The following is a 24,422-nucleotide window of genomic DNA, read 5'->3' as shown; positions in this document are numbered from 1 at the left end:
TTGAAAAGTTTTAATTAGTAAATAGTTAAGACACATTGCCCTATCCTGCGGAGATCCCCATCTTACAACAGGTTAGGGTTTTCTATTTTCACTTTCTACGAATCATTGTAAAATGGAATGATGTTTTGCATTGCTTTCTCTTTTCTAAGGTTTAAAAATGAATCGATTGGCATAAAAAGTTCTGTGGTAGAGGAAAGTGAGGTGAAGCACTATTTCGCTCCCCTACCTCCAGAACCAAGGGTTGATATGAATGGTTTTTTATCTCCCCATTTTTTATGAAGATTACAATACAGCAGCAAAAAGAAAATTGCTTAGGAAGAGTATTGCAAAAAAACAGCGTGGCACTCTACATATCCGATTTGAGGTACTGGCATACCGTGCAACAGATAAGAGAGCCCACGCCAAAGGCGTGAGCTAGAAACTTATCCTCTCGTTGCAAAGAAAAGTGCCAGTTTTCAAATCGAGATTCTAAGCAATAGCTTCTATATATCGTTGAAGTATTGCAAAATTACATTTTTGATGTAATTCCTTTCCCAAAAATATAAATAATCTTTTAGGTACGCAATACCGTTCCGAAATATTTTGTTTTATGTAGTTAATTGCGAAAGTGAAACAGCATGCTGAAGAGATAATAAAAATTAAAGTTGCAATTTCTTTACGACATTTATTAAAGCAGAATAAAGAGTATTCTCAAAATGTAGGTAAGATTGACGAAATTATTAATAGCTACGAAAAAATAGCTATTCACTCCGATATGCGAAAGGCTACTGTATCGCAAGCATTTAATGGAGTTACAAGAACTGCTATGACAACTATTGTACTAATAATTGAGGCTATGAATTTTACCTTGGTAGATTTCTCTAAAATTTATGAAGAAATAAGTGAGAAGCAGATTGATGACTTTAAGAAGAATCTTGATAAGAAAGTTTAGTAGATTTCCAACGTAATTTCCACTAAACTTATTTCAATCCCGATCTCATTAACAAACCTCTTCCAAAAGGCTTTTTTTACTCTTTACTATTGAAAATTTTGGATGGCTCTCATTTGCTCAAAACCTGATTTCGAATAGGAATGGAACATTTTTAGTGGACTATAACAATCTTGCGTAAGGAGATTCATGAAGAACTAAGCTCCGTGAGAACACTTCTTCAAAAAGAAAATTTGGAACAATCCCAAAAGGAAACAGCAGCAGTCATATTTCAAAAATTGCAGGGAACTGAATTATTCAATTTGTTGGAAAACTCTGTTGAAGGTGCTTCCCGAAAAATTGCCGAGCTTTTGGATAGCAGCTTTTCTCTGAAACCCAAACCTGTTCTTCCTCCTTGTGGAATGATGATTTGGAAGATTTTGCTATTGGGGAGTTTGTGTGAGTGGATCAAATTATCTTTCGGCAATGACAAATGCCTGCGAATAATTTGAAGAATGAGTAATACTGATATGCCACTTTTCTATTCCTAATTGAGTAGAAATCAATAGTGGTTTTCCGGCCAATTTTATGTAAGGTAAACCATTCTTTGTTTGCAAAGTTTCAATTTCTGTTAAGGAAATACCATCTTCCATACCAATAGATAAACATTTCAATACAGCCTCTTTGACAGCAAATCTGCCCGAAAGAAACTGCAATTGTTTATTTTCTGAATACAGCTGTAATTCTTTTATTGAAAAAATTCGGTTTTGAACATTAATATCTTTTTCCCAATCCAATTTTTGGGAGACTTTATGTTCAACTATATCGCAACCAATAGAAACAATCATTATTGAAATGAATAGTATTTTAGTTCTCTATGAACTGAATCAAATTCCACAATACCGCCATTGTTAGCAACCAAAAATCTAAACGCACTATATGCTTTAAGAATTGCTCTTTCCCATTCCTCAGTTGTTCTAATTTTGACTTCAAAATTTTCTGTCATTTCCTTAATTATTCTTAAAGTAGTTTTTGAAACTTTATATTTATTTTTAAAGAAACCCTTCCTTTTTGCTTCATTATAAACAAGCATAGAAATAGCTTCTTCGGTAATTGTTGCTCTTGCACCATCCTCAATTTCATCAACTTGTGGGTTACTTTTGCGTTTTCTTCTCATCATTGCTCTTGTGCAAGGTGACCAACCAAGCAAAGCTGCAAATGAATAATGAAAAATATCGTGATAGCGATAAAAATCATTATCGTAGGAATTATCATTAATGATATCTCCTACTTGCTTTGTGTTATTTAACATCACTCTTACCTCATTTTTTTCTCCAACGCCAACTTCTTTAAATGACATCCGAAAAGCTCTTGGAAGTTGCTCTCTTGGAATATAATCTTCATCAAAGAAGAATGTTTTATTTGTTTGATTCATTTCGCTTAAATTTTTGAGAGTTAATATTCTCATTAATTCCCCATTTTGGAGGAAACCAATAATCAATTGGTTTAGTATTTAACTTGTACACTTGTTTTATTCTGATTCTATCACTATTCCCTTTTATTTCGGGGTGTTTTACCCTTGCATATTTATCTACTTCACAAAACAAATTTTGGCAGTCTATTAATTGCAAACGTCTTCCCCAAAGTGTTTTGAAGTCTAAACCTAATCGCTCAAACTCCATTTCTTGCCTATCAACCATTAGTTTAATTATTTCAACATTACTCAATCCACCGGTGCTTTTGAAACACTTACTTATTCCGCCTAAAGCACCTGGTCCCGGAACAACAAATTCTGATTCTGAAAAATCAATTATGTTGGAATAATTGATGTCTATCAAAATTTGATACGCTAAAAAATCTCCTAAACCGGGAAAACTTTTAACTATATCAAATGCTTGTTGCATTTTATTACAATTCATCAATTGAACGGCTGTATCTTTTTTCAAAATATAATCAATCAACTCTAAATGATTGGAGTGTTTCCGTACATGACCAAATTGTTTTACTGATGGCATTATGTAAGCAGCAGAATAAATCGTTTTCTTTTCAGCGAATGCTTTATTTAAAACTTTATCATATTTTTTGAAATCAAATTCATCATATACTAAATTTCCAATTTTGCTTTTTAACAACTCCCAAGTTTCAATCTTATTAAACAGCTTAAACAAAAGTATTCTGAAAAGAACTTCGTTTGGAGCATCTGAATAAGCGGTGTTATAAATAACCTCTCTGATTAAGTATTGACTCACTCTATCTGATGCTCTATAAGCATTTGTAAATCTATGTTTAAATAAAACAGGGTCATCTGTCCAAGGATATTTATCTCCTTCAATTCTACTAAAAAAAACATCTTGCCTTAAAACTGCAAACCTCCAATAACTATCATACACTTCCGTGGTTTTTGCTGGTAACAAAGGTTTGTATATTGTAAATGTTTTCTGCTTCTCTGTTATTACGCTCATTAGTTATCTAACTTCATTTTACCAATTAATACTTTTGCTTGTGTTTTCGTTAAATGGTCTAATTTTTCTACACCAACAAAACAATTAAATCGCTCTAATTCTAAACCTGCTTCTTGTGCAACAAATTTCCCGAGATTAATTAACCCCAACCAATTGCCATATGCTCTTTGATACAAATATTGCATCGCATAAAAACTATTTATTATCAATCCGCCACTTTCTGATTTATAAAATGTAACGTGCTGTAAACAAGGAAAGCTCTGAAACACGCCATTTTTATGATCCTTTAAAGGGTCAAAAATTGCAGCTTGGGATTTTGATCTACGTTTGATTTTTGAATCCTGTTTAAGAGAATCGATGATAATATCTAATTGATTTTTATTAGCATCTCCAAAAGCTATTAATCTTTCAAAATAGGTTCCTGAACTATTTCGAGGATCAATTTTCTTAATTCTTGGCAAAACATTATTCAAATAAATTTCAAACAGTTTTTGTCTGTCATTCTCATTGAATTTATATAATGCCTGCGGAAAAATAGTTTCTGATACTATTTCTATCGAATCTAATTTATTTCTAGCTAAATCTTTATTCAGTTCGCTGTTTATTAGTTTATCTTCTTCAAAACCTGTTAAAGTCAAAATTAACGGAGTAATTTCATTACCCGAATTATCAATTATATGTTGAAAAACTTTGCACCAAGCTTTGGATAAGTTATCTCCTTCTATTAATACTGGTATGTTCATTTTATTAATTTTCTAAATGTCTATATTCTGCAAAACCAATATAGTTCTGCGGTTGGATTCTTACAAAGCAACTGTTCTCATTTGAATAAATGGAGGATATTCCCGATTTTTTCGCCATATACAATGTTCCGATTTCGGTGCTTTTTAATTTTTCTAAATATTGGCTATCAACTTCAAATTCTGTTGGAACAACAAGATAATTTGAAACCTCTAAGTCAATAGGTAAATTATTCGTTTTAAAATCAATTATCTTGAAATATGCCTTTTCATCAACATTCCCAAAATATTTCTTGAATATTTTCGCAGGCGTATGTTTGGCTAATTCAAAATATTTAGAATCATCAATAAGTCTGTTAATTTTACAATGAATAATCAATGTTTGATAACCCACTCCAAGAATTGAACTAACTATGTAATAGTCCATTTCGGTTGCTGTTCCAAAATCCAATTTTCTTTTTATAAATTCTGATTGAATACAAGTTATTGGCATTAATAAATGTGCTGAAAATGTATCCACAAGTATTTCGTCATCACTTTTATATTTTGAACTCTCATTTTCTTCAGTTAGTATGTCTATCTTTAACCCATGACCAAACACATGATGTCCAAGTTCATGCCCGCAGGTAAAAACCCTTCTTGGAAATGGTCGTAATCGTGAAATAAGAATTTTCGGAGATGTGTTATTTAAGTCTTTATTGTTTACGTAAAGCCCCTCCATATTAATATCTACAAATTGTACATCTATTTCCAATTTGGAACAAATATCATAAACGTTAACTGGCTCATATAAACTATATCCTAATTTCAATCTAATTTCACTTGCCTTTCGGATTGCTTTGGTATGTATCTCTTTCATCTATTTAGGCAGTATTCTTAATATTTCTAAAAGTTTTTTTCTATCTGATTCATCCATACTGCTCAATTCCCTTGCTGCGATTTTTATTTGTTCATCAAAAGCGGATTCATCTTCTTCTTTTAACAATAACCACGAAGTACTTACTTTATACAGTTTAGCAAATTGTATTATTTCTTCAGCACTTACTTTTCTTCTTCCACTCTCTATTTCTGAAATTGCAGGTCTATGTATTTGCAAAATTTTTGCAGCATTTTCTTGTGATAAACCGGACATTATTCTTGCCTCTTTCAATCTTTCTGCTATTTGTTCTCTTTCAGACATAATTTTATTATTAATTTTTTGACAATTTTAAAAGTTTAATTGCAGCCTCTTTTATACTTAACTGTTTCTTTGTTTTGCTATCGTGAAAAATATAACAATCATTGGGGATTTCAATTCCTGTTTTTATTTCTATTTGAGAAAAAATAGAAACCAAAACTTGACTCATAATAAAATTCCCCGGATAGAAATTTTCATTAACTACCTCATTCACTTCATTATGATTACATACTTCTTGAATAATTTCAATAATATCTTTTTCTAATTGTAATGTTTCCATATTGTATCAATTTCGTACAAATTTATGTAAGATTTTCATACAATGCAAATTTTTTATCTATTTATTTCAAAATAGTTTGACACTCCCAGCCAAACAAATCCTCACTACCACTTTGTTACAATCGCACTTTGATTTTTGATTCTCAACTATTAAAAAAGATCACCCCAAAACCTTCGCCATCAAATTAAAATAATTGCAAAACCCCAAAGATTTGAAATCTAATTACAGTTAAATTGATGCTTTCGCTAAATTTATTAGCAAAGGAAAGCTTGAATTTTATAAGTTGTAACTAAGAACCTATTTCCCCAATACTTTCTCCTAATTTCATTTACCCTCGACCTCAATAACAAACCGCTTCCAACAGCGGTTTTTGCTTTTTACTGTTGCAAATTTTGGACAGCTTCATTCACTTAAAAAAATCTTTTTGGGTATCTCAAAAAATTCTTTCCACAGGCTCCACTCATTTTTTCAGAAACTCCTAAATCCTACGGACAAAAAGATTTCGAGCCCTATTCGTATTCTGTTATTTTTTAGCGGAACCGAATCGGGTTTTGTGTGTCTGAAACTGTCCTTTGGTGTTGGCAAAGAAAAAGTCGAAACCTCAGTTGTACGAATCAATTTGAATAGCAGTCGCTCTTTAACATCAATAAAATCAGAAAAAAGTAAGGACAAATTATGCTTTTCCACTTTAGTAAAAAACAAAGAATAAAGCCAAGTGTCCTCGATACCAAATCAATTTAACAGAAAATTCAATCAACTGAAAACAGACAACTATCAACTAAAATATTAACAATTTAAAACGAAAAATTATGAACATCATCGGAAGAATTACCAAAAACGCAGAAATCAACACCTTGAAAAACGACAAACAAGTCGTGAATTTCTCAGTCGCCATCAATGACAGTTACCGAAACAAACAAGGCGAAAGAGTGGAACAAACGACCTATTTCAATTGTTCGTATTGGATAAGTCCAAACGTGGTAAAAATCTTAACCAAAGGAACTTTGGTGGAACTTTCGGGCAGGGCAAGTTCTTCGGCTTGGATTGGAAACGATGGAGAAATCCGTTCGGGAATGAATTTCCATACCTCAAACATCAAATTACACGGAGTCGCGAAAAAACAATATTCAGACGAACATCCAACCGAAAAACCTCAAAAAACAACCAATTTGCTCGAAGAAACAGAAGACGATTTACCCTTTTAATTTTCATCAATTGAACAGAAACCTTCACTCAAAATTCAAAATTCACCATTTAAAATTTAAAGAAAATGCAAACCAATTTTTTTAGACAAATTGCCAAACTTAATCTCACAGGCGATTTACATCTCACTTTTACCCCAACCACAGACAATAATTTTGTTGTTTCCCTATTGCTCAAAAACGAGCAATGCGGGGACGAAGCCAAGAAACTGATTCCGCCCCTTAATTTAAGGGGAACAGCGGAAGAATTGGACAATGGTTTTTTTGAAAATATCACAACACCGTTACAAAACGCTTCGGGATTGATGGTGGATATGGAAAGTTTTCTAAAGCAACTTGAAGAAGCCAAGAGAAAATCGGCAATGGAGAAAGAGAAAGTCGATAATGAGAAGAAGGAAAAGGAAGCCAAAGGCAAAAAATACAAAGATGCTTTACAAAAAGCCGAAACTCTCGAAAAAGAACAGAAGTACAAAGAAGCGTGGTGTGCACTTCCGAAAATGTCGGAATATCCCGATTATGCCGAAACTATCCGAAAGAAGCAGGACGAGTATGAAAAACACTTTGCACCCAGTCTTTTTACTGAACCAACAAACGAAAATTTAACTGAAACTCAACTTTAAAAATCCGAAAAATGTTACTTGCAACACAATTAGAAAGAGTTTTCATTTTGAAAGACAATGGACAAGAAATCCGATTGACCGACCCAGAACCAAAATGGAGCGTTGAATCAGTCATGAATTTTTACGCCAATACGTATCCGATTTTAACCACAGCCAAAATTTCTGCACCTCAAATCAAAGATGATACTATTCAATACCGATTTGAAAGTGTAATGGGAACGAAAGGATAATAGTTAACCTATGTTGGTTGATAGTTGATAGAATTTTTTCGATTATTAATCAACAACCATTAACAGAAACCATTAACCAAATCAAAAAAATGAATGCAACGAAAAATCATATCGGGAAAAATCGAAATTCCCGAAGAAAAAAAACAAAAACAGCTTCATCATCAGTTACTGCAATTTGCAGATTGGATGAAGCTGAGCAAAGATTCGTCAGAAATCAGAAAAGACCAAAGAAAATCCGTTCCTGCAAACCAACTTCCAATGGTTTTTTAAAGACTACTTTTCTACCAAAGTTCAGAGAAAGTGAAGTGTGTACAGCAGATAAAAATGTTCAGACCAAAAAGGAAACTGAAAAAGAAGAAAAGAGTTTTTATCAATCGCTTTCAGAACTATCAGAACATTACGGGCTAGAACCAATGCAAACACAAGATTTTGACTATCCCTATAACATTTCATTATCTCTTTGGAACATCGAACATATACTGCAAAATAATGTCGAAAATTGGAACAACATTCAGTTGATAAAAAGAATCGGAAAACTTTCAATCGCAAGTGAAGAACGCTGTGATACAGGAACAAGTTTGTTTTACATTCCGGTTGTTCCACTTTATAAATTGCTCAAAGACAAAAAGCGAAAGAAAACTGCTCATTTATTGTTATCTGTATGCACTTATCTGTACCGAAATGTAGGAGTTTCGTATTACCGAAACGAAGATTCATACCTTCATTGGCTGTATGAAATACTCAACGATTGGGTTGAACAAGATGATGTCAGAGAAGAAACCAATCTGCATAATAAAGAACTGAAAACTGCTGAAATGATTGGCGATTTTATAGAGCGAAAAATTGCAAATTCTCAGAATTTAATTCGGTTTTCCGAAAGATTAAATCAATTCAAATCCGAAAATGAATTTGGCCAAGAATGTTTCCTTTTAGCGGAACAAGTTTTTGAATTGTATCAACAATATCCCGAAGAACATCTGTATCGAAATGCTCATTTTAACAATGAGGTCAATCATCAAAATATTGTCGATGAAGAATATTACAACGAAGAAACCGTGATTTCAATGGACAAATACATTTCGTTTTATGCCGATAACAAAGGATTGATTTCCGACCAAATTATTGAAATGGTCAACAATGAATTTAACGAATACGGAGAAGTTCAAGAACCCATCGTTTCTATGGTTTTTGACGGAAAAAGTCTTAACCAAAACAATCTCGATTTTGAAACCCGTCTTTTTGAATTGATGAATCAACTGATTTATCTTTTGAGCAAATAATTTACTTGAATAAAACCTAAAATTTAGTAAAAAAAATGAAAACAAATACAGTCAAAGAAAACGAAATTATAGACGTTGAAAAGCAATTCGGAACGTTATATCATCCTCAATCTGCATTGGTATTATATCAATCTAAAAATCCAAATGCTGAACCTTATGTCGAGTATTTCGATATGGACGAAAATGGAAGTCCAATCAACGCTCAGCCTTTGTCTGTACGAGAAGCCAAAAACCTTTCTCAATCACTTCAAATCCAAACCGAAAAAGAGAAGACTTTTCTAAAGCCAAAAGGACTTTTACCAATTAATGTTCTCTACCTCGATTCTTCGAACAATGGAAAAGTAATTTGGTTTTCCAAAGCACAAAAAAGAGAATTGTTCTTTGTAAAAAATTTAGCCATTCCTAATGGAAAAGCCAATGTCCCTTCAGTTCTTTGGTGTGCTGATAAATTTGGATTGAAAATATTTGCTTTGAAATCCAGCAAAAGACCGAATGAAAATACGTCACTTTTTCACGCTCCGTTTTTCAATATTTACAAGGACGGAAAAGTTTGTATGGGAACAGTGGATGTAAGAATTAAAAAATCACTTTCCCTCGAAGAATTCATCGAAAGTTGGGAAAATTATTTTTTCAATTCGTATTTCAGTCATTTGATGAATGGTCATAATCCGATACAAGGAAATTGTGTACAAATTTGGAAAGATTTAATTCAAAACAAAAACTCATTTCCAACCAATATTCTCATTGATTCTAAACTAACTTTAAAAAACCTATTGTGATGATTAACAAAGAAGAAAAATGTAGAAATTCGGACGATGTTGTTTTTTTGGAAGAAAGAAAAACGAAAGTCCATTTCGTGGATAACGATTTGCTAAATTCCACAAATCCGATTGAACTTAATTTGATTGGAGTAGGTGGAACTGGTTCACAAGTTTTGACGGCATTAGCGAGAATGAACCATGCTTTAGTTGAGTTAGGGCACGCAGGATTATCAGTAAGATTATGGGACGATGACATAATTACAGAAGCCAATTTAGGGCGTCAACTTTTTGCGGAAAGTGAATTGGGTTTACCAAAATCAGTGACACTAATCAATCGAACTAACCGATTTTTCATAACAAATTGGAAGGCAGAAACTCAAAAATTTAAGAGGCATAGTTTAGGAAAATTAAAGAACAACATGCAATCTGCGATTTACATTTCATGTGTAGATAATATAAAATCCCGTTTTGAAATCGCTGACATTTTAAACGAATTTAAAAATATGAATCGTGGTTACAGAAATCAACCCAAATATTGGATGGATTTTGGTAACAGCCAGTTTACAGGACAGGTTATTTTATCCACGATTGGAAATATTCGACAACCGAACTCTGAAAAATATGAAACCGTTGAAAATTTAACTTTCGTTACCGAAGAATTTCGGGAACTTCTAACTCAATCCGAAAGTAAAGACGACACGCCAAGTTGTAGTTTAGCCGAAGCATTGAAAAAGCAGGATTTATTTATCAACTCTACTTTAGCACAAATAGGATGTTCACTATTTTGGAATCTATTTCGAAACGGACTTACCAAAAATAGAGGATTTTTTCTCAATTTGAAAAACTTCAATTCCCAACCTTTGAAATTATAGATTTTCCAATGGAAAGTTCGTGCGGCAAAAATGCAATTCCTCGCTTCGATCGGAAACGCATTTTTGCAGAATATTTGAGCAACCACATTTCTAAAACATCTTCCCTATGAACTTTGCATTGTTTTTGAAAAAAGGTTGCGGACTTGTTTTGGGAAAGCTGGAGCTTTATTTTCATTCTAACTTTTTATTAAAGTTGTCGAAGTAAAAAATACGATAAAAAAAAAAACAGGGACTTGAAGTCCCTGTTTTAGTCCCCGCTCTTGTTAAATCATTGATTTTTAGCGTTGTTTGCGGAGAAAGAGGGATTCGAACCCCCGGACCTGTTACAGTCAACAGTTTTCAAGACTGCCGCAATCGACCACTCTGCCATTTCTCCCAAAAAACGGTAGTTCCGTTTTCAGTGGTGCAAATATAAGACCTTCCCGCAATCCCGCAAAATTTTAACAGAGAAATTTCAGGGAATTTTCATTACCGTTCGTTATTTGACAGATTCTGAACAGAGATGTCCCACAATTTGACGAAACTTGCCACGAAAAGAAATAAAAAGCAGTTCTGATTCTGTTCTGCGTTTCAACAATTGGGCTTCCGCACTCATCACCACAATTTTACGTCAGGAAATTATAAGACTTTTTCATATCATCCTTTTGCCGGATACGTCCTTTTCTTTAAATTTAATCCGATTTTGTACTAGTAAAACGCGATGATATGGATGATAACCTGATTGAATATCAAGTAAAACCCGGCGACACACTGGAGCGTGTGGCTGCGCAAACCGGTATGACCCGGGAGCAACTGAAGGATTTCCATAACCGGAACTGTGGCAAAATGGACAAAGTCTGGTTTAATGATTTGCTGGGCATCCGTACACTGATCATCCCGAAATCATATAAATCTGAGGAGCAGATTCTGGCCGAACAACTGCCCGAGCGGCCTTCTCACTACCCCGACAAAAAGTTCTATGCTGCAGTTTACACCGTGTCCGAAAGTTGCATGCAAAACACCGGTCCGGAAACCAGCATCCGCTATACCGCAGACCTAGAACCGGCAGAAAGCGCTCCCAACGCCCCGGGCAGCCTCCTCATTTCCGTGCGTTGCCACAGCCACACCAAAGACGGTACCGCACCCGATGACAAAATGAGCACTGTCGCACTGGCATGTATGGACCGTATTTCGCCGGTGCCGCTTATCATTGCATCACCAGGTGCCCGCCAAATATCAGAGCCTGAAGAATTACTCACAAAATTCAGTGACAGCCGGGCTGAACTGGAGGCGTATTTCAATGGTGAAATCTTTGCCCGGTATTTTGATCTGTTTTCAGCAAATCTGGCAGATACGGAGCGCCTGAACCACCTCTTTTTAAACAAACCTCTGTCTCGGCTGCTCTTTCCGGACCGCAAGTGGTTTTACCGGAAAGAACCCTGGAATGAATCTTTTCATTTCGTCCCGAATTCCTTTCCCGTATCCTGCCAGATGCATGCATCTTATGATCACAGTGACGAAGAAACCGTGACCACCACCCTCTCCGGCTCCATTCAGGATTCCATTTCACTGGAGGAAATCTTGCGGGGACAGCGTTTGCCCGATCCTGCAGAAACTCCGGTAGAAGGGACCATTTCCATCCTGTACCGCACGCATAAGCACAGCGGAAAACTGATTTCTGCGGAACTCACTACCGAACTCTATCATGAAGGCGAACTGTACCGGAGGCACCGTGTACAGACGGAGAAAATGCAATCTAATGAGTAAAAACCAGTAACCCATGGTTTTAACCATGGCCTAACAGTTGACAACAATAATCCAAAACTCTGTTCAGGATGAAAAACTATGGCCGGTCAGCGTCTGATCTCCCGCCACCCGCACTCCCAGCCCCGATCACAGCGGCTACCCCGCACAGAAAGCCCACGGTTTAAACCGTGGGCTTTCTGGAGGAGTAATAGCGGAGAGCGGGTGGAACCGGTGAAAGAACCACCTCGCGCAATGCTCCTAAAAAATTAACGGATTCCGTGCATCAGTTTCTTCATCACAGGACTCAGCAGCATGGCTACGATTCCCATACCGATTGGAACTATTGCAAAAATCAGGAAGAACGTTCCTATGGAGTATTCGTTGGATATTTTATCAATCATCCCACCCATGGCACCGGCAGATTTTTGCCCTACCGCAATAGCGAGATACCACACACCGAACATGAAGCCAATCATGCGCGGTGGCACCAGCTTACTCACGTAAGACAGGCCCAGAGGTGACATGCACAGTTCGCCCATGGTGTGGAAAAGATAGGCCAGAATCAGGAAAATCATGCTCACTTTAGCGGTCATGGCTCCCTGCGGGATTTCCCAGGCGCCATAGGCCAGAATTGCAAAACCAATCCCCAGAAGTACCAGTCCGAAGCCATACTTCATCCCCGCACTCGGGTTGTATTTACTCTCCCACCATTTCGAAAACAGCGGTGCCAGAGAAATGATGAAGAAAGAGTTCAGGATGGCAAACCAGGAAGCATCTATGGTATTTCCAGGCTCGGAAAACTTATTATACAGACGGAACAGTACCAATGCCCAGATGCCCAGGAAAGCAATTCCAAGGAAAATATTGGAAACGCTGATCTTAGCAAAAGTTTGGCCAAAGAGTTTCAGCAACACCCAGGTGATGATGATGAGTGGCACCGTAGTAAGCAGGGCATCAATAATTTTGAAAACCATAGCGGCAGAACCCACCAGTTCCCGGTCGGTATAACTGTCTGCAAAAATGGTCATGGAACCCAGAGACTGCTCAAAAGCCATGAAAAAGAAGACCGTAAACAGTCCGCAGAAACACACTGCGATAATCCGGTCCCGCGTAATTCGGGAATATCTGGAAATTCGGGAAATCAATAATACCAGGAAGCAGGTGAGCGCCACAAGTACTACGAAATGGGTACCGCTGAGGCTTCCTACCGTAAACGGCAGGAGGTTGATCTTTTCAATTTTCTCCAGCGGATCATTAAAAAGGAAAAGCAGTCCGCCTACGGCAGAGACCACAATGAGAACATAATCAAACACTTTGAAAGGGTTTCTTTTATCGGTAGCCTCATCCACCACCACAGCTCCACCGGCTGCTGCTTCAGCTGGTGCTGCATCATCCGGCGTATGCAGATTTTCTTCATTCTGCAGTTGCTTCACTTTAGAAGGCGGCCCGCCGATGTCCCCAAAAATAGGTTTGGCCAGCCAGAACTGCAGACAGCCCAGCATCATAAAAATCCCTGCAAGACCAAAGCCCCAGGACCACCCGAAGTTCTCGCCCAGGTAACCACAAAGCATCATTCCGAAGAAAGCACCGGCATTTACCCCCATATAGAAAATGGTGTAGGCACCGTCTTTTTTCTCATTTTTGCCCTTATACATGGTGGAAATAATGGACGTGATATTCGGTTTAAAGAACCCGGTTCCTATGACCAGCAGTCCCAGACCCAGATAGAAAAAACCTTTGGTTTCCACGGCCATTGCGGCATGCCCCAGTGTCATGATTACACAACCGATGACCACGGCCAGGCGGTAGCCGGTAAACCTGTCGGCCACGTACCCACCAATGAGCGGCGTGAGGTACAGCAAAGAACCGTAGGTTCCGATGAGGGCCAGTGCATTTTCGCGCGGCCACTCCCAGCCCGGATTGTCAGACACCATAGCGGCGGTGAGGAACAGTACCAGCAACACCCGCATTCCATAGAAGGAAAAACGCTCCCACATTTCAGTGAAAAATAGCACAAACAAAGCGGAGGGATGACCCAGCACCTGTGATTCGAAAATAGAATCTTGTTGATTTCGCATAGAATTATATTTTAAGGACCGAAAATAAAGATTTTTTTTGAGATGGCGCCCATGACCACTCTCAGAAAAGGACAAAACGCGTGCTGCCACAGCATGCAATATATTGATTGTACGCCATTTACTCCAATAGAAGGATGACGTTAAATCCAGGCAGGATGGCCGATGTAGTTTTTGGGCAGCCGGGAACCTGCTCTCCGCTATTACTCCTCCAGCTGCGCCCCGGCGATCGCCGGGGCGCAGCTGTGCGGGGTAGCCGCTACGATCAGGGCTGGTTACGTGCAGGCCTGCCGACAGAAAATTCAGTCATCGGCAGGTGGTTTCAGAGAACAGACCACAAAAAGAACGGATACCGTGCTGAACGGCCGCGCGCCTGCGGCGCGCGGCCCAAAAAACCGCCAAAGCATTCCAAACCCCCGGATTATTCAAAACAAAGCCTCCCGCAAAACTCTGGAAGAATTTCCCGGAAGCCTCCTTGCTTCAACCGCTCTGCAATTTTCTTCTGCTGCAAATAACAGTAATCCGGACACCCCCTGAAAATTTCGTTTATCCACGAATGCCCTTTGCAACCACATCTCACAATGTGCAAAAAAAATACTTCACTTTCAGGAAAAAACCATACTTTTATCTGTAAATGAAAGTTGACTTTTATACCATACTTGCTGTATTCAGTGTCGTAACGCTGGCCATAGGCCTTGTCATTTACTTTTTTCAGCAAAAATTCTTCTTTCACCCGGAAAAACTGCCACCGGATTTTAAATTTGCCTATGACCACCTCAATGCAGAGGAACGCACGGTGGAAACGGAGGCTAATGTGAACATCAACTTTCTGCATTTTAAAACCGAGCATCCCAAAGGCATTGTTTTTTACCTGAAAGGCAACACCAAAAGCATCAAGGGCTGGGGGAAATTTGCCATAGACTTCACCCGCCTTAGCTATGATGTGATCATGCTGGATTACCGCGGCTTTGGCAAAAGCACCGGCAAGCGCACCTCTGAAGGCCTGAAACACGACATCCAGTTTATTTACGATCTGGTGAAAGAGCATGTAGCCGAAGAACATCTCATTGTGTACGGCCGGAGTCTGGGCTCACCGTTTGCCGCCATGCTCGCCGCCAGAAATAATCCCCGGCTGCTGATTCTCAATTCACCCATTTACAGCATTTCACGTTCCATACGCCGGTATCTGCCGTTTGTGCCGGCTAAATATTTTGTCAACTTCTATCTCCCCACCTATAAGTATCTGCAAAGTGTGCGCTGCCCCATCAAGATTATTCATGGCAGCGATGACAAACTGGTTCCTGTAAAAACCGCTATCGAACTCAGTGAAATCCAGCCGGATAACACCCGGCTGTACATCATTCTGAAAGCCGGACATATAGATGTACACAAATTCAAGGAATACCACCGTGTGCTGGATGAAATTTTTGAAGATATAGAAGAACCCGAAAAAGAAATTGACTTTCAGAATACCAGCCTGAATATCAATCACAGAAATTAACATGAATCCGTCTTCTATTTATTTCTGAATGATTATTTTTGAACCACCTAACCTTCTGCATGGAACTCATTATCATCATTGCTCTAATTTTGCTGAACGGAATCTTCTCAATGTCTGAGATGGCTCTTGTTTCCTCCCGAAAGTTCAAACTGGAAAGCAGCGCCAAAAAAGGTAATGCCGGCGCTAAAAAAGCGATTGACCTTTCAGAAAACCCAACCAAATTTCTCTCTAGTGTACAAATCGGGATTACCCTGATCGGAATTTTGCTCGGTTTATACTCCGGAGAAAATCTTACCAATGATTTTCAGAATGCTTTAAACAGAATTGAAGTCTTGCAGCCGTATTCCAAAACGCTGGCTGCCACGGGAATTGTTATTGTCATCACGTATTTCTCTATTTTGCTGGGAGAACTGATCCCCAAGCGTTTGGCCATGACGTTTCCAGAGCACATCATCTCTGCACTCGCCAAGCCGATGCATATTTTATCGGTCATTACTTCTCCGTTTGTGTGGATGCTGACGGCTTCCAACAACCTGTTGCTGCGCCTGGTGGGGATTAAAAGCAACACAGACAGCATTATTACCGAAGAAGAAATAAAATCTATTGTAAAAGAAAGTGCAGAAGACGGTGAAATTGAAGTCATAGAACAGGATATTGTAGAACGTGTATTTGAACTGGGCGACCGTAAAATCAACACCCTGCTCACCCACCGTACCGCCATGACGTTTTTCAGCGATCATGAAAGTCTGGAATCTGTACTGGAAAAAATCAGGAAAGACAAACACCATGCTTACCCGGTAACCCGCGGCAATAATCTGGATGATATTTTGGGAATCGTGCTTATTAAAGACCTTTTCCCCATCGAAGATCATGAACATTTCAGTCTTCAGACGTACATCCGTCAACCCGTTTTTGTGAACGAAAACTTCTATGCTTACAAGGTGCTGGAACAGTTTAAGACCGAGAAAAAACATTACGGAATTGTGATTGATGAATACGGAAACACCGTAGGTATGGTCACCATGCATGATGTGCTGGACGCATTGGTAGGACCAGTTTCGGATGAAGATGATTTTGACTACCGGATTACAGAAACCGGCGAGCACCAATGGCTGGCAGACGGCCAGGTGCCCATAGTGGAATTTTTGAAATTCTTTGATCTGGATTATGATTTTGAAAATGCAAACAACTATACTACACTGGTAGGTTTTTTCCTGGATGAATACGGCGGGACCACAGAGGTGGGCCAGAAAGTGACCATCGACAATCTGGAACTGGAAATCACAGAAAAAGAAGCCCAACGGGTGAATAAAATTAAAATTACAGCAATCATCTGATGACGAAAATCCTACAGTATTTTCAGGAAAAAGTAGTATTTCTGCCGGTGACGCTCCCGCAGGATCACCGCTTTGACTTTGAAAATAATTTTGAAGAATATCTGTGGGAAACGCCCGACGGAGGCCTCATTAGCAGCATTCATTTTAAAATTCCGAACCCAAAAGGAATCATTGTCTATTTCCACGGAAATGCGGATAATCTGGACCGGTGGGGCAAAATCACCCAGAATTTCACACAGTACGGCTATGATGTGCTGGTAATGGACTACCGGGGTTTTGGCAAAAGTACCGGCGAGCGTAATGAAAAATTCCTCTATGCAGATGCACAGTTTGCGTATGATTTCGCCCGCAGGAATTATGGCGAAGATCAAACTCTGGTATACGGCCGGAGTCTGGGTGGGACCTTTGCGGTAAAAACCGCAGCCGACAATCAGCCGCAGAAGGTGATTCTGGAATCTGCATTTTATAACTTGCAGGATATAGTAAACCGCTGGCTTCCGGGCAAAGTTACCGACAAGGTTTCGCCGAAAATGACCTATCATTTTCATTCTGACCGGTACATCCGGAAAATCGGCTCGCCGCTGTATCACTTTCACGGGAGTAAAGATCTGGTAGTTCCGCTGCGCTCCGGGAAGAAACTATTTGAGATTTTTGAACAAAATCAGCCCCTGATTCCCAAAAAATTCATTGAAATCACCGGTGCCGGCCATGATAATCTGGCAACGTTTGAAAAATTCAGTCAGGAAATGAAGACTATTCTAGAATAATAGCAGATGCTAAATAGAAAAAGAGCGGCCGATATTCAAAAAAATATGATAATTTCGCCTGGAAAATAAAATGAATCATGCTGGATTTCTGCGCCATAGACTTTGAAACTGCCACCCACGAAAGGCATTCTGCCTGCGAGATGGGCATCTGTGTGGTAGAAAACGGCGAAATTGTGCAAACCAGAACCTGGCTCATTAAGCCACCCAGCTATCCTTATTTCCATCCTCGAAATATGGATGTGCACGGCATCACACCGGCCGATGTGCAGACTGCACCCACCTTTGATGAAATCTGGCACGAAGCCGAAGAACTGATGTACGGCAATCTCATGATTGCACATAATGCTTCTTTTGACGCTTCTGTTTTGCGGAGCTGTCTGGATTATTATGGGTTCTTCAAACCCCGGATCAACTATCTGTGCAGCATTTCCCTGGCAAAAAAATCGTGGAAAAACCTTCCGAAATACGGGTTAAAAAGTCTGGCAGAGCACCATACCCTCTCTTTCAATCATCACCGTGCCGGCGACGATGCCGAGGTCTGTGCAAAAATTTCACTGCTCGCTTTTCAGAATCTGATGCTGACCCGCACAGATGAAGTGCATGAGGTTCTGGCCAAAAACCTGAAAGTTCTGTAATTAGTTGTTCAGAATATTTGCAATAAGATTGAATTTCGGGATGTCCACCTCTACCATATCGCCATTGCGAACATTCCGGCAGGAATACATGCCGTACATATTGCCAATTCCGGAGCGGATCATGACATTGGAAAAATACTTAAATTCGCCACCCGGCGGGATTTCCGGAGTAAGTCCAATAACGCCTTCCCCCTGCACCTCGGTAAAACCAAATCCCACGTCATAAATCAGCCACGATCTGCGCTGCAATACAATAGCATCTGAACCGAAATTTTCGATGGTCACATTGTATCTGAAGACAAAGCGGTTTTCTGTAGGGAAACTGTTCTTTCCGTCGTATTCCGGAACGACAGTTACTTTAATCTGAGAAGTAGTTTTTGAGAACATTGTGTGAGTTTAAAAGAGTTTATACAAAAATCCCGCCTTTTTGGAGCGGGATGTGAAATTTGCAATTTTCTGCGTAAATCTTAAAGTTCCAGCGCTTTTCTTTCGTCGCCGCCCATCAGAATTTCTACAGGGTTATCAATTCCTTCTTTCACGGCCACCAGGAATCCTACAGACTCACGTCCGTCAATAATTCTGTGGTCGTAAGACATGGCTACGTACATCATCGGTCGGATCACGACTTGTCCGTCTACAGCCACCGGTCTCTGGATGATGTTGTGCATGCCCAGAATGGCAGACTGTGGCGGGTTGATGATTGGAGTAGAAAGCATAGACCCGAAAACCCCACCATTGGTAATGGTAAAGGTACCGCCGGTCATTTCATCTACGCTGATGCTTCCGTCGCGAACCTTATCTGCCAGGGATTTCACATTGGCCTCAACCCCGCGGAAGGTCATATTTTCGGCATTTCTCATTACCGGAACCATCAATCCCTTAGGACCGGAAACCGCAATTGAAATATCACAGAAATCGTAATTGATTTTGAAATCACCGTCTATGGATGCATTCACATCCGGATACATCTGCAAAGCACGCGTCACTGCTTTGGTAAAGAAGGACATAAAGCCCAGCCCAACGCCGTGTTTTTGTGCAAATTCGTCTTTGTATTGTTTTCTGATTCTGAAAATTTCGGACATATCCACTTCATTGAACGTGGTGAGCATGGCCGTTTCATTTTTAACGGAAACCAGTCTGGATGCTACTTTTCTTCTGAGCATAGACAGTTTGGTCTTTTCCTGAGCTCTGGATCCGCCGGTAGAAGAAGCATTGCCCATAGCGGCTACACCTACAGACTGCGCATCTTCTTTGGTAATTCTGCCGTCTTTGCCGGTACCGGTAACCTGAGCGGCATCTACACCCTTCTCTTCCAGAATTTTTCTGGCTGCAGGAGACGGAGTTCCGGTTGCGTATGTTGCAGCTGCAGCAGGTTTTTCTTCTTTTTTGGGTTCTTCGGCAGCCGGTTTAGCTGCGGGAGCCTCTGCAGGAGTTTCTGTAGGGGCTGCTCCTTCCGGTTTTGCCGCATCCATATCAATTAAACACACAACCTGTCCTACCTGTACCACTTCACCTTCTTCTGCTTTCAGGGTAATGATCCCACTTTGTTCTGCAGGAAGTTCCAGGGTAGCTTTGTCTGAATCTACTTCAGCAATAGGCTGATCTTTTTCTACGTAGTCGCCGTCCTGTACCAGCCAGGATGCAATTTCAACTTCGGTAATGGATTCTCCCGGAGACGGGACTTTCATTTCTAATATAGACATGCGGTTAATTTTTTTATGTTCTGTTCTGTTTTAAATTTATCGGTTTCTGGCAAAATAATTATGCCGTTACAGGTCTGGTTGCCGGTGCATCATTCCGGTCAAAAACACGGTTGATGACATCATTCTGATTTCTTTCAAACATCTTATGACTTCCCGGTGCAGGAGATCCGCTGGGTACCGGTGCAATGACCTGAATGCCGGTCTCACGGAAGTTTCTCAGAATATAACTCCAGGATCCCATATTCTCTGGCTCTTCCTGAACCCAAAGCAATTGTTTTTTGTGCGAATATCTGGCAAAAATTTCTTCCATCTGATCTTGGTGCAGCGGATAAATCTGCTCCAGACGCACCAGGGCAATGGTATCACAATTCAGTTCTTCTTTTTTGGCCAGAAGTTCGTAGTAAATCTTACCGGTACACAATACCACTTTTTCTATGCGGTCTGCCACCGCTGCTGTATCATCTATCACCGGCTGGAACGCACCTTCGGCGAAATCTTCCAGCGGAGAGACCACTTTCGGGTGACGAAGCAGGGATTTCGGAGTCATTACAATCAGAGGCTTTCTGAAATTCCATTTCAGTTGTCTTCTGAGCAGGTGGAAATAATTAGCAGGCGTAGTGACATTGGCCACGGTCATGTTTTCATTGGCAGCAAGCCCCAGGAATCTTTCCAGACGGGCAGATGAGTGTTCGGCACCCTGGCCTTCAAAACCATGAGGCAACAGCATCACCAGTCCGTTCTGAATCTTCCATTTCTCCTCGGCAGCGGCCAGATACTGGTCGATGATGATCTGCGCTCCGTTTACAAAATCGCCAAACTGTGCTTCCCAAATCGTGAGGGTATGCGGGGATGCCATGGCATAACCATAATCAAAGCCCAGCACCCCATATTCTGACAGGTGAGAGTTATAAATATCAAATCTGCTCTCAGAAATATGTCTGAGCGGGATGTATTCTTCTTCTGTATCTTCGGTTTTCACAATGGCATGACGGTGAGAGAAGGTTCCCCTTTCTACATCTTCACCGGAAATACGGATATTGTTTCCTTCAGACAGCAACGTGGCATAAGCCAGCCATTCGCCCAACGCCCAGTCTAGAGAATTGGCATCAATCATTTTCAGTCTGTTATCAAACAGTCGGGTGATTTTATTGATGAACTTTTTATCTGCAGGAAGTGTCGTCATTCTCACGGCTAATTCCTTCAGTTTTTTCAGGTCAAATCCGGTATTTACCGGTTGGAGCATGGCCCCTTTGGCACACATGGGATAATCCTTCCAGTCATCTGCCATGAAGATGTCCATGGTATTTCTTTCAATTTCCTTGGAGGCATCAAAATCCTTATCCAGCATTGCCTTGAATTCTGTTTCCATTTTCTTCAGCACCTCATCTGAAAGAATTCCTTCTTTGATGAGTTGTTGCTTGTAGATCTCCCGCGGATTGGGATGTTTGGAAATGACTTTGTACAGATTCGGCTGTGTAAATCTGGGCTCATCGCCCTCATTATGGCCGTATTTTCTGTATCCCAGCAGGTCTATGTACACATCTTTACCAAATTTTGCACGGAAATCTGCCGCAAAGCGGATGGCATGCACCACAGATTCCACATCGTCTGCATTCACATGCATGACCGGTGATTCGGTTACTTTGGCAATATCTGTACAGTAGGTAGACGAACGTGCATCCTGATAGTTGGTGGTAAAAGATACCTGATTATTAACCACAACATGTACGGTTCCGCCGGTTCTGTAACCTTCCAGCGTCATCATCTGTGCAATTTCGTACACAATACCCTGGCCGGCTATGGCACCGTCTCCGTGGATGACGATGGGAAGAATTTTACTGAAATCCTTATATTTATCATCTACTTTTGCACGGCAGATTCCTTCTACCAGTGCTGCCACAGTCTCCAGGTGAGACGGATTGGGCGTGAGGTTGATGATGACCTCTTCGCCGGATGCGGCTTTTATTTTTTTGGATGATCCCAGGTGATATTTCACATCGCCTGAAAAAACATCTTCTTCAAATTCTTTCCCTTCAAACTCAGAGAAAATCTGTTTGTATGATTTCCCGAAAATATTGGTCAGCACATTCAGCCGGCCACGGTGTGCCATACCCAGAACAACCTCATCTACCCCCAGCTGAGAAGAGCGGGTAATCAGTTGATCCAAAGCAGGAATAAGGGATTCTCCCCCTTCCAGCGAAAATCTTTTCTGACCTACAAATTTGGTATGCAGATAATTTTCAAACGCTACGGCCTGATTCAGTTTTCCCAGAATTTCTGTTTTCTCGGCGGCATTAAGTTCCGGCTGATTTCCGTTTACCTGCAGCCACTCGCGGATGAACGTTCTTTCTTCTACATTGTTAATGTGCATATACTCTACCCCAATGGATTCACAGTAAATGCGCTCCAGGCGATCCACGATTTCCTGCAGTGTAGCGGCGGCCGGCATGCCGATTTCGGTAGCAGAATTAAATTTCTGTGATAAATCTGCGCGGCTGAGTCCGAAATTCTCAATATCCAGCGTGGGCTCATGATGTCTCCGCTCCCGCACCGGATTGGTGTTGGTGAAGAGGTGGCCTCTGTGTCTGTACCCTTCAATGAGGTTCAGAACTTTAAATTCTTTCTGGATATCCTCCGGAATGTTACCGGTAGCTACTGCCTGTGCTGCCTGCTGAACCACGGATGAAGATGCAGTGTTCTGCTGTACCAAATCTTCTCCGTAGCCTTCCATAGCAAAATCAAATCCCTGGAAAAAGGCTTTCCAGGAAGGCTCTAGGGAATCAGGATATTTTAAGTATTGTTGATATAGATCTTCTATTAGCTGCGAATGAGCAGCGTTAAGAAATGAAAATTTATCCATTATTACAGTAAATTCTGTGTTAGTTTTCGTGCTAAAATATGAACGTCAAATTTATAAAAAAAAAGCGACTTAAAAGATGAGATGTATCAAATTTATCTATCATTCTTTTCCACTTCCTCCAATCGGAGATTATTTACACTGCGTTTTCCTTAAATTCATGGTATTCTAACGATATACCGGCAGTGAAAGTTTCATTAACACATCGCTGCCTTCCTGTGGATTCTCCAAAAATACCTGCATCAGTTCACCGTGTCTCATGCTGTCTTTTTTTGCTCTGGCCAGCAATTTCTGTATGGCCGGAATGCGTGCGGAATAGGATCCGGAATAGTATATGGTATAGGTCTGCGCTTCGTTTACGGTTCGGAAGTTAAAACTATTATCGGACAGGCCGGATCTTTTGGAAAGTGGCACTCCTATGAAATAAGAAACCTCATTGTCCTTAAAATTATCTGCATCGGTCAGGATTACGGTATAGCCAAATTCATCATGGCGTTTTCCCAGGTCACTGGTGACAAAATTATAAACCGTATTGTAGTTTTTGAGCACGTTTTTATAGAGGGCATCCTTCTTGTTGGATGTGGTAACGTTCATCCCCAGAATAAGCTGACCTTCTTCCTGCTGCACCATCAGACTGTCATATTTGATGTCACTGAGCATATACTCTTTTTCTACCTGGTTACTCAGTATAGCCGTGAGACCAGCCATGCTTTTGTCCAGATTATCCACAAAATCATCCTCCGTCCACAAATTGGAAATCCGGCTCATCAGGCGCTGTTTCGGTGTATGAAACGTCCAAGAAATTCTGGTTCGTTCTGCTCCCACCGGTTCAAATTTAATATCAATCAATGTAGGATAATCCTCTTTTCCTTCAAAGTGCTGCATGCGCAGGGTACGGTTCTCATTGTGGTAACGGATGTACATTTCACCGGAGCTGCGGGTCTCCGGATCATGGTAGCTCAGTGCGGCATCCTTGCCCTGGTAAGGGGAATAATAGTCAATGCGCATGGTTTTGGATGATGAAAAAAAAGCATTCCACCTGGTAAAATTCTGAAGCCGGTTGAACTGCGGAAAAACTTTCTCTACCGGATAGTTGATCTCCTTTTCTACCTTAAAAGTATTGCTTTCATCAACCAGATAATACATGGATGCTGCATAAGCACCCAGAATTAAAGCAATGATGAACAATCCGATTTTAAAAAAACGCATGCGCAAAAATAGAAATTTATCTTCAATAAAGGATGAAATTCAGACCCGTAAAATACAGTTTCAAAAAATGATGAAAACACCC

General features: G+C 40.1%; 24 protein-coding genes, 1 tRNA gene and 1 pseudogene. 13 read left to right on the top strand and 13 right to left on the bottom strand.

The window, feature by feature from the left end; translation table 11 throughout:
• The first annotated feature begins 607 nt into the window (after positions 1-607).
• Both LKO26_RS04960 and LKO26_RS04955 read left to right on the top strand, forming a co-directional pair.
• Positions 608-931 carry a hypothetical protein gene (locus LKO26_RS04960; protein WP_227586741.1) on the top strand — a complete coding sequence of 108 codons (324 nt, stop codon included), beginning with the start codon at positions 608-610 and terminating at the stop codon, positions 929-931.
• A gap of 188 nt (positions 932-1,119) precedes the next feature.
• A pseudogene (locus tag LKO26_RS04955) lies at positions 1,120-1,370 on the top strand (conjugal transfer protein TraD); the annotation flags it as partial.
• Between the two features lie 10 nt (positions 1,371-1,380).
• Here the strand turns inward: LKO26_RS04955 and acpS are convergent.
• From acpS to LKO26_RS04920, 7 genes are read right to left on the bottom strand one after another with little or no spacing between them, the layout of a single operon-like run.
• Entirely contained in the window at positions 1,381-1,755 is a 375-nt protein-coding gene (acpS, locus tag LKO26_RS04950) for a holo-ACP synthase (protein ID WP_227586740.1), read from the bottom strand.
• Entirely contained in the window at positions 1,755-2,342 is a 588-nt protein-coding gene (locus tag LKO26_RS04945) for a nucleotide pyrophosphohydrolase (protein ID WP_227586739.1), read from the bottom strand. The genes acpS and LKO26_RS04945 overlap by 1 nt, the downstream gene beginning before the upstream one ends.
• Positions 2,326-3,369 (bottom strand): nucleotide kinase domain-containing protein, encoded by a 1,044-nt coding sequence (locus tag LKO26_RS04940; protein WP_227586738.1) that lies wholly within the window; start codon positions 3,367-3,369, stop codon positions 2,326-2,328. The genes LKO26_RS04945 and LKO26_RS04940 overlap by 17 nt, the downstream gene beginning before the upstream one ends.
• The gene (locus LKO26_RS04935; RefSeq protein WP_227586737.1) at positions 3,369-4,112 is read right to left on the bottom strand and encodes a hypothetical protein; all 744 of its coding nucleotides are present in this window, start codon (positions 4,110-4,112) and stop codon (positions 3,369-3,371) included. The genes LKO26_RS04940 and LKO26_RS04935 overlap by 1 nt, the downstream gene beginning before the upstream one ends.
• Positions 4,113-4,116: 4 nt before the next feature.
• Positions 4,117-4,968 (bottom strand): ImmA/IrrE family metallo-endopeptidase, encoded by an 852-nt coding sequence (locus LKO26_RS04930; RefSeq protein ID WP_227586736.1) that lies wholly within the window; start codon positions 4,966-4,968, stop codon positions 4,117-4,119.
• Positions 4,969-5,289 (bottom strand): helix-turn-helix domain-containing protein, encoded by a 321-nt coding sequence (locus LKO26_RS04925; RefSeq protein ID WP_227586735.1) that lies wholly within the window; start codon positions 5,287-5,289, stop codon positions 4,969-4,971.
• A gap of 10 nt (positions 5,290-5,299) precedes the next feature.
• Complete coding sequence (locus tag LKO26_RS04920) at positions 5,300-5,566, bottom strand: hypothetical protein (RefSeq protein WP_227586734.1); 267 nt, start codon at positions 5,564-5,566, stop codon at positions 5,300-5,302.
• Between the two features lie 809 nt (positions 5,567-6,375).
• Here LKO26_RS04920 and LKO26_RS04915 point away from each other — a divergent pair.
• From LKO26_RS04915 to LKO26_RS04890, 6 genes are all read left to right on the top strand, one after another.
• Entirely contained in the window at positions 6,376-6,771 is a 396-nt protein-coding gene (locus LKO26_RS04915; protein WP_227586733.1) for a single-stranded DNA-binding protein, read from the top strand.
• A 65-nt stretch (positions 6,772-6,836) separates the two neighbouring features.
• Entirely contained in the window at positions 6,837-7,388 is a 552-nt protein-coding gene (locus tag LKO26_RS04910; protein ID WP_227586732.1) for a PRTRC system protein E, read from the top strand.
• Positions 7,389-7,399: 11 nt separating this feature from the next.
• Positions 7,400-7,618 (top strand): PRTRC system protein C, encoded by a 219-nt coding sequence (locus LKO26_RS04905; protein ID WP_227586731.1) that lies wholly within the window; start codon positions 7,400-7,402, stop codon positions 7,616-7,618.
• An 89-nt stretch (positions 7,619-7,707) separates the two neighbouring features.
• Positions 7,708-8,898: a hypothetical protein gene (locus LKO26_RS04900; protein ID WP_227586730.1), complete on the top strand. Its 1,191-nt coding sequence runs from the start codon at positions 7,708-7,710 to the stop codon at positions 8,896-8,898.
• Positions 8,899-8,933: 35 nt separating this feature from the next.
• Positions 8,934-9,677, top strand: a complete 744-nt coding sequence (locus LKO26_RS04895; protein WP_227586729.1) for a prokaryotic E2 ligase family D protein — start codon at positions 8,934-8,936, stop codon at positions 9,675-9,677.
• Positions 9,677-10,531, top strand: a complete 855-nt coding sequence (locus tag LKO26_RS04890; protein WP_227586728.1) for a PRTRC system ThiF family protein — start codon at positions 9,677-9,679, stop codon at positions 10,529-10,531. The genes LKO26_RS04895 and LKO26_RS04890 overlap by 1 nt, the downstream gene beginning before the upstream one ends.
• A gap of 291 nt (positions 10,532-10,822) precedes the next feature.
• Here the strand turns inward: LKO26_RS04890 and LKO26_RS04885 are convergent.
• Positions 10,823-10,907, bottom strand: a tRNA-Ser gene (locus LKO26_RS04885).
• Between the two features lie 329 nt (positions 10,908-11,236).
• Between LKO26_RS04885 and LKO26_RS04880 the strand changes: the two genes are divergently transcribed.
• The gene (locus LKO26_RS04880) at positions 11,237-12,277 is read left to right on the top strand and encodes a LysM peptidoglycan-binding domain-containing protein (protein ID WP_227586727.1); all 1,041 of its coding nucleotides are present in this window, start codon (positions 11,237-11,239) and stop codon (positions 12,275-12,277) included.
• Positions 12,278-12,522: 245 nt separating this feature from the next.
• Here the strand turns inward: LKO26_RS04880 and LKO26_RS04875 are convergent, their stop codons facing one another.
• On the bottom strand, positions 12,523-14,334 hold the full coding sequence (locus LKO26_RS04875; protein ID WP_227586726.1) for a peptide MFS transporter: 1,812 nt from the start codon (positions 14,332-14,334) through the stop codon (positions 12,523-12,525).
• 631 nt (positions 14,335-14,965) lie between these two features.
• Here LKO26_RS04875 and LKO26_RS04870 point away from each other — a divergent pair.
• From LKO26_RS04870 to LKO26_RS04855, 4 genes are all read left to right on the top strand, one after another.
• Positions 14,966-15,832, top strand: a complete 867-nt coding sequence (locus LKO26_RS04870; protein ID WP_227586725.1) for an alpha/beta hydrolase — start codon at positions 14,966-14,968, stop codon at positions 15,830-15,832.
• A gap of 59 nt (positions 15,833-15,891) precedes the next feature.
• The gene (locus LKO26_RS04865; protein ID WP_227586724.1) at positions 15,892-17,169 is read left to right on the top strand and encodes a hemolysin family protein; all 1,278 of its coding nucleotides are present in this window, start codon (positions 15,892-15,894) and stop codon (positions 17,167-17,169) included.
• Positions 17,169-17,936, top strand: coding sequence for an alpha/beta hydrolase (locus LKO26_RS04860; protein WP_227586723.1), 768 nt, complete (start codon positions 17,169-17,171; stop codon positions 17,934-17,936). Before LKO26_RS04865 ends, LKO26_RS04860 begins: the two co-directional genes overlap by 1 nt.
• A gap of 77 nt (positions 17,937-18,013) precedes the next feature.
• The gene (locus LKO26_RS04855) at positions 18,014-18,571 is read left to right on the top strand and encodes a 3'-5' exonuclease (protein WP_227586722.1); all 558 of its coding nucleotides are present in this window, start codon (positions 18,014-18,016) and stop codon (positions 18,569-18,571) included.
• On the opposite strand, the gene apaG is transcribed toward LKO26_RS04855, so the two are convergent.
• The 4 genes from apaG to LKO26_RS04835 form a co-directional block, all read right to left on the bottom strand.
• A complete protein-coding gene (gene apaG, locus LKO26_RS04850; RefSeq protein WP_227586721.1) occupies positions 18,572-18,958 on the bottom strand; it encodes a Co2+/Mg2+ efflux protein ApaG in 387 nt (128 codons plus the stop codon).
• A gap of 80 nt (positions 18,959-19,038) precedes the next feature.
• Entirely contained in the window at positions 19,039-20,274 is a 1,236-nt protein-coding gene (odhB, locus tag LKO26_RS04845; protein ID WP_227586720.1) for a 2-oxoglutarate dehydrogenase complex dihydrolipoyllysine-residue succinyltransferase, read from the bottom strand.
• Between the two features lie 58 nt (positions 20,275-20,332).
• Positions 20,333-23,134: a 2-oxoglutarate dehydrogenase E1 component gene (locus tag LKO26_RS04840; protein ID WP_227586719.1), complete on the bottom strand. Its 2,802-nt coding sequence runs from the start codon at positions 23,132-23,134 to the stop codon at positions 20,333-20,335.
• A gap of 165 nt (positions 23,135-23,299) precedes the next feature.
• Complete coding sequence (locus LKO26_RS04835) at positions 23,300-24,340, bottom strand: SRPBCC family protein (protein ID WP_227586718.1); 1,041 nt, start codon at positions 24,338-24,340, stop codon at positions 23,300-23,302.
• Positions 24,341-24,422: the final 82 nt, after the last annotated feature.

It is taken from the genome of Chryseobacterium sp. MFBS3-17 (assembly GCF_020687745.1).
In the GTDB taxonomy this organism is placed as follows: domain Bacteria; phylum Bacteroidota; class Bacteroidia; order Flavobacteriales; family Weeksellaceae; genus Marnyiella.
Note: the sequence above shows the minus strand (reverse complement) of the source record. Positions and strands in the feature narration are given on the sequence as shown.

Bases quoted from the DNA above. Each gene is read 5' to 3' on its own strand.
- LKO26_RS04905 (WP_227586731.1), top strand. From the start codon at position 7,400: ATGTTACTTGCAACACAATTAGAAAGAGTTTTCATTTTGAAAGACAAT.
- LKO26_RS04945 (WP_227586739.1), bottom strand. From the start codon at position 2,342: ATGAATCAAACAAATAAAACATTCTTCTTTGATGAAGATTATATTCCA.
- LKO26_RS04835 (WP_227586718.1), bottom strand. From the start codon at position 24,340: ATGCGTTTTTTTAAAATCGGATTGTTCATCATTGCTTTAATTCTGGGT.
- LKO26_RS04890 (WP_227586728.1), top strand. From the start codon at position 9,677: ATGATTAACAAAGAAGAAAAATGTAGAAATTCGGACGATGTTGTTTTT.
- LKO26_RS04855 (WP_227586722.1), top strand. From the start codon at position 18,014: ATGCTGGATTTCTGCGCCATAGACTTTGAAACTGCCACCCACGAAAGG.
- LKO26_RS04870 (WP_227586725.1), top strand. From the start codon at position 14,966: ATGAAAGTTGACTTTTATACCATACTTGCTGTATTCAGTGTCGTAACG.
- LKO26_RS04840 (WP_227586719.1), bottom strand. From the start codon at position 23,134: ATGGATAAATTTTCATTTCTTAACGCTGCTCATTCGCAGCTAATAGAA.
- LKO26_RS04875 (WP_227586726.1), bottom strand. From the start codon at position 14,334: ATGCGAAATCAACAAGATTCTATTTTCGAATCACAGGTGCTGGGTCAT.
- LKO26_RS04925 (WP_227586735.1), bottom strand. From the start codon at position 5,289: ATGTCTGAAAGAGAACAAATAGCAGAAAGATTGAAAGAGGCAAGAATA.
- LKO26_RS04935 (WP_227586737.1), bottom strand. From the start codon at position 4,112: ATGAACATACCAGTATTAATAGAAGGAGATAACTTATCCAAAGCTTGG.
- LKO26_RS04940 (WP_227586738.1), bottom strand. From the start codon at position 3,369: ATGAGCGTAATAACAGAGAAGCAGAAAACATTTACAATATACAAACCT.
- acpS (WP_227586740.1), bottom strand. From the start codon at position 1,755: ATGATTGTTTCTATTGGTTGCGATATAGTTGAACATAAAGTCTCCCAA.
- LKO26_RS04920 (WP_227586734.1), bottom strand. From the start codon at position 5,566: ATGGAAACATTACAATTAGAAAAAGATATTATTGAAATTATTCAAGAA.
- LKO26_RS04895 (WP_227586729.1), top strand. From the start codon at position 8,934: ATGAAAACAAATACAGTCAAAGAAAACGAAATTATAGACGTTGAAAAG.
- apaG (WP_227586721.1), bottom strand. From the start codon at position 18,958: ATGTTCTCAAAAACTACTTCTCAGATTAAAGTAACTGTCGTTCCGGAA.
- LKO26_RS04900 (WP_227586730.1), top strand. From the start codon at position 7,708: ATGAATGCAACGAAAAATCATATCGGGAAAAATCGAAATTCCCGAAGA.
- LKO26_RS04915 (WP_227586733.1), top strand. From the start codon at position 6,376: ATGAACATCATCGGAAGAATTACCAAAAACGCAGAAATCAACACCTTG.
- LKO26_RS04880 (WP_227586727.1), top strand. From the start codon at position 11,237: ATGGATGATAACCTGATTGAATATCAAGTAAAACCCGGCGACACACTG.
- odhB (WP_227586720.1), bottom strand. From the start codon at position 20,274: ATGTCTATATTAGAAATGAAAGTCCCGTCTCCGGGAGAATCCATTACC.
- LKO26_RS04860 (WP_227586723.1), top strand. From the start codon at position 17,169: ATGACGAAAATCCTACAGTATTTTCAGGAAAAAGTAGTATTTCTGCCG.
- LKO26_RS04910 (WP_227586732.1), top strand. From the start codon at position 6,837: ATGCAAACCAATTTTTTTAGACAAATTGCCAAACTTAATCTCACAGGC.
- LKO26_RS04865 (WP_227586724.1), top strand. From the start codon at position 15,892: ATGGAACTCATTATCATCATTGCTCTAATTTTGCTGAACGGAATCTTC.
- LKO26_RS04930 (WP_227586736.1), bottom strand. From the start codon at position 4,968: ATGAAAGAGATACATACCAAAGCAATCCGAAAGGCAAGTGAAATTAGA.